The following is a 4789-nucleotide window of genomic DNA, read 5'->3' as shown; positions in this document are numbered from 1 at the left end:
GAGCGCCCGCGGCGTCGCCCGCGCCGAGCGCGGCGCCGGTGAGTGTCTGCGCCGCGATGGCCAACGCGTCCAAGGCGAGGGCCAGGAAGTTCCACAGCTGCAGGACCAACTGGTGGGCGGCCACCGAGGCGGCGCCGAAGCGGGCCGCGACCGCGGCCGCCGAGACGAAGCAGGCTTGGAAGGCGAAGCTGCGAATGATCAGATCGCGACCCAGGACGAGCTGCGCACGCATGACCGGCCACTGCGGCGCCAGCGAAACGCCTTCCCGGATCAGCGCTTTCAGAAACAGCGCCGCCATCACCACCTGCCCGGCGACATTCGCCACGGCGGAACCGGGCAAATCCATACGCGGCGCGCCGAACAATCCATGCACCAGCACCGGGCACAAGGCAGCCGAAACCACGAGTCCGGCAACCACATAAGCCAGCGGCCTGCGCGTCTCTTGGACGCCGCGCAACCAGCCGTTGCCCGCCATGGAGATCAGGATCAACGGCACGCCGAACAGCGCGATCCGCAGCCACTCCAGCGCCGCACCCGCGATGTCGCCGCCGCCCGCGATCGCGTTCGTCAGCGGCACGGCGAACAACTCGGCCGTCAGCAGAATCGCGGCGCCGACCACGATCGCGATCCACGTCGCCTGCACGCCCTCGCCGACCGCACCCCGGTGATCGCCCGCGCCGTGGCGACGAGCCGACCGCGCGGTGGTGCCGTAGGAAAGGAAAGTGAGCTGTGAACTCGTCTGCGCCAGAATCAATCCGCCGACCGCGAGACCGGCCAGTGCCAGCGCATCGAGCCGACCGACGACCGCGAGATCGAACAGCAGGTAGAGCGGCTCGGCGACCAGCACGCCGAGCGTCGGCAACGCCAGCCCGAGGAGGCGTTTCGGCCCGGCCGCGGCGGCACGGTCGACCTCGAGCAGCCGCGCCTCGGCATCCTGCGGTGCCGTGCCGGTAACCTCCGCCTCGCTGGAACTATTCGCGTTCACCAACACCTTCCCTACCCGAATCCGGGCATGCCAAAGGACACGACATCGCTTTGGGCCGAACATCTTTCGTGGCGACGTGGTTCATGCCGACCAGTGCCGGGGAACACCGTCACCCGAGCGCGGCCAACAGCGCGGCGACCAACTCCTCGGGCGAGCCGTACGCGGTGTATCCGGCGGCGAAGCGGTGGCCGCCGCCGCCCAGCGCCGTGGCCACCTCCGCCACGTCCACGCCGTCACCCACCGAGACACCGCTGTCGCGCGAGCGCAGCGATACCGTCCACCGATCGGGCGCGGCGTGGGATTGCTTGAATACCGCGGCGATTCCTGCTTCCGCGGTCGTGCGCACGATGTCGATGACGCTCTCGACTTCCTCCGACCGCACCCCGTCGACATCGTCGCGGTGCACGAACGCGTACACCAACCCGATGCCGCCGCGCACGTCCGGCACGAGCCGCGCGGTCGCCAGCACTCGCGACAGCATCGGCAGCCACCCGAAGGGGTGCGTGTCCAGCAAGGTGCGGGCGATCGCCGCGCCATCGATCCCTGTCGACAGCAGGCGCTCGGCAAGTTCGTGGGTACCCGGCCGCACCCACCGGAACGAGCCGGTGTCGGTGACCAGACCGGCGTAGAGGCAATGCGCCACGTCCGGATCGATCGGCACGCCCCAGGCGTCGAACAGCCGCGCGAGCACGCTCGTCGTGGACTCGGCAGCGGAATCGACCACGTTGATGGCGCCGAAGCGGGTATTCGACCGGTGGTGATCGATCACCATTGTCGTTGCGGCGCCGGACAATCGGTCGGCGAGCACGCCGAGCCGCGCCGCGCTACCGCAGTCGACCGTAACGAGCAGGTCCACCTCGGCGCGCACCTGAGCGGGCGCCACCAGATGCCGCACACCCGGCAACGACCGCATCGAGAACGGCAACTCGGCCGGTTCGGCGAACGACACCTGCACCGGAGTCCCGCGCCGATGCAGGACCAGCGCCAGCGCGAGACCGCTTCCAATGGTGTCCGCATCGGGCTGCACGTGGCAGAGGATGGTCACCGAGCGCGCCGCGTCCAGCGCCGCAACGGCCGCTTCCAGGTCGGCCGTTTCCCGCATTGTCGTCATCGACTACCGCATGTCACTCGTCGGTGTCGCGTTCGACCTTGTAGGGGTCGGCGTCGCCCGCGTGACTGGCGGAGGCGGCCACCTTGGCGACCGCGTCGTCCGCGGCCCGCGCCTTGGCGAGCAGTTCCTCCATCTGCCGCGCCGCGTCGGGCACGGTGTCCAGCACGAACGCCAGCGACGGGGTGAACTTCACCCCGGTTCCCGCACCCACTTTGGAGCGCAACACACCCTTGGCCTTCGCCAGACCGGCGGCCGCGCCTTCGAAATCCGGTTCGGCATCGAGGGTTTCGCCCATCACGGTGTAGTACACCGTCGCCTCCCGGAGATCGCCCGTCACCTTGGCGTCGGTGATGGTCACGAAACGCAGCCGCGGATCCTTCACCTCGTATTCGATCGCGGTGGCCACGATCGAGGAAATCCGCTTGGCGAGTCGGCGTGCCCTGGCTTGATCCACCATGGCCGTTTCCTCCTCACTACTCACACTCTGTTCGATGGCGCGGAGACCGCCGTGCCCATCGCTGGCACGGTGTCCGGCACCACGGTCAGTCTTCGGGTCCGAAGATCCGGCGGCGCACCGCCAGCAACTGTAACTCCGGACGGGCCGCGACGTGGCGTTCACATCTGTCCAGCACCTCGGTCAGGTGGTCCATGCCCGCGCTGACCATGGCGACGCCGAGCAGCGAACGACGATAGAGATCGTGGTCCCCGCCTTCGGCCGCACTCACGCCGAAGCGCTGCAATTCGGCCAGGATCGGCCGGATCACCGACCGCTTCTGCTTCAGTGAATGCACATCGCCGAGCAGCAAGTCGAACTCCAGTGCACCCAGGTACACCGACACCCCTCCACTAATCAGGACGACCGGCCCGGACGCCGCACACACGGCGCGGCGTCCGAACTCGTCTCGGTCTATCAGTCGCGCGGCTTCTCGCGCAGCTCGTAGGCCTCGATGATGTCGCCTTCCTTGATGTCGGAGTAGGTGACCGTCATACCGCATTCGTAGCCGTCGCGGACCTCGGTGACGTCGTCCTTCTCCCGGCGCAGCGACGAGATCGACATGGACTCGGCGATCACCACGTTGTCGCGGAGCAGGCGCGCCTTGGCGTTGCGCTTGACCGAACCCGAGGTGACCATGCAACCGGCGATGTTGCCGATCTTCGACGAGCGGAAGATCGCCCTGATCTCGGCACGGCCCAGCTCGACCTCTTCGTAGATCGGCTTGAGCATGCCCTTGAGGGCCTTCTCGATCTCGTCGATGGCCTGGTAGATCACCGAGTAGTACCGGATGTCGACGCCCTCGCGGTTGGCCAGCTCGGTCGCCTTGCCCTCGGCGCGGACGTTGAACCCGATGATGATCGCGTTCGACGCCGAAGCCAGGTTGACGTTGGTCTCGGTGACGCCACCGACACCGCGGTCGATGACCCGCAGCCGCACCTCGTCGTCCACCTGAATACCGAGCAGCGCCTCTTCGAGGGCCTCGACGGTACCGGAGTTGTCGCCCTTGAGGATCAGGTTCAGCTCGCTGGTCTCCTTCAGCGCGGCATCCAGATCTTCCAGGCTGATCCGCTTGCGGCTGCGTGCGGCCAGCGCGTTGCGCTTGCGCGCGTTGCGCCGGTCGGCAATCTGCCGCGCGATCCGGTCCTCGTCCACGACGAGCAGGTTGTCACCGGCGCCCGGCACCGACGTGAAGCCGATGACCTGGACCGGCCGCGACGGCAGCGCCGCGTCCACGTCCTCGCCGTGCTCGTCGACCATGCGCCGCACGCGACCGTAGGCGTCGCCGGCGACGATCGAGTCGCCGACGCGCAGCGTGCCGCGCTGCACCAGCACCGTGGCGACCGGGCCGCGGCCGCGGTCGAGGTGCGCCTCGATGGCCACACCCTGGGCGTCCATGTCCGGGTTCGCCCGCAGGTCGAGGGCGGCGTCCGCGGTGAGCAGCACCGCCTCGAGCAGCGCGTCGATATTGGTGCCCTGCTTGGCGGAGATGTCGACGAACATGGTTTCGCCGCCGTACTCCTCGGAGACCAGGCCGTACTCGGTGAGCTGCTGCCGGATCTTCTGCGGGTTGGCGCCTTCCTTATCGATCTTGTTGACCGCCACCACGATCGGCACGTCGGCCGCCTGCGCGTGGTTGATCGCCTCCACCGTCTGCGGCATGACGCCGTCGTCGGCGGCGACCACCAGGATCGCGATGTCGGTGGCCTTCGCACCGCGGGCACGCATGGCGGTGAACGCCTCGTGACCCGGGGTGTCGATGAAGGTGATCAGCCGGTTCTCGTCGCCCAGATGGGTGAGCACCTGGTAGGCGCCGATGTGCTGGGTGATGCCGCCTGCCTCGCCCTCGCGGACGTTTGCCTTGCGGATGGTGTCCAGCAGTCGGGTCTTACCGTGGTCGACGTGACCCATGACGGTCACCACCGGCGGACGCTGCTCGAGGTCTTCCTCGCCGCCCTCGTCCTCGCCGTAGGTCAGGTCGAACGACTCCAGCAGCTCGCGGTCCTCGTCCTCGGGGCTGACCACGTGCACGACGTAGTTCATCTCGCCGCCGAGCAGCTCGAGGGTCTCGTCGTTCACCGACTGGGTCGCGGTGACCATCTCGCCCAGGTTGAACAGGGCCTGGACCAGCGCGGCCGGGTTCGCGTCGATCTTCTCCGCGAAGTCCGACAGCGAGGCGCCGCGGGCGAGCCGGATGATC

The 4789-nt window shown here is 68.3% G+C and carries 5 protein-coding genes; all 5 read right to left on the bottom strand.

What is annotated here, in order from left to right; genetic code table 11:
* Positions 1-919 (bottom strand): MATE family efflux transporter (locus NA4_RS37275; RefSeq protein WP_245671779.1); only part of this gene is annotated, 919 nt, incomplete at its 3' end.
* 175 nt (positions 920-1094) lie between these two features.
* Complete coding sequence (locus NA4_RS37270) at positions 1095-2096, bottom strand: DHH family phosphoesterase (protein WP_067480760.1); 1002 nt, start codon at positions 2094-2096, stop codon at positions 1095-1097.
* 13 nt (positions 2097-2109) lie between these two features.
* Positions 2110-2553, bottom strand: coding sequence for a 30S ribosome-binding factor RbfA (gene rbfA, locus NA4_RS37265; protein WP_067480757.1), 444 nt, complete (start codon positions 2551-2553; stop codon positions 2110-2112).
* Positions 2554-2638: 85 nt separating this feature from the next.
* Positions 2639-2929 (bottom strand): DUF503 domain-containing protein, encoded by a 291-nt coding sequence (locus NA4_RS37260; RefSeq protein WP_040780537.1) that lies wholly within the window; start codon positions 2927-2929, stop codon positions 2639-2641.
* 77 nt (positions 2930-3006) lie between these two features.
* Positions 3007-4789 (bottom strand): translation initiation factor IF-2 (gene infB, locus NA4_RS37255; RefSeq protein WP_067480754.1); only part of this gene is annotated, 1783 nt, incomplete at its 5' end.

Origin of the sequence: Nocardia amamiensis NBRC 102102 (assembly GCF_001612745.1) — a bacterium.
GTDB lineage: Bacteria > Actinomycetota > Actinomycetes > Mycobacteriales > Mycobacteriaceae > Nocardia > Nocardia amamiensis.
This window is presented reverse-complemented; position numbering and strand designations above follow the sequence as displayed.

Bases quoted from the DNA above. Each gene is read 5' to 3' on its own strand.
- NA4_RS37270 (WP_067480760.1), bottom strand. From the start codon at position 2,096: ATGACGACAATGCGGGAAACGGCCGACCTGGAAGCGGCCGTTGCGGCG.
- rbfA (WP_067480757.1), bottom strand. From the start codon at position 2,553: ATGGTGGATCAAGCCAGGGCACGCCGACTCGCCAAGCGGATTTCCTCG.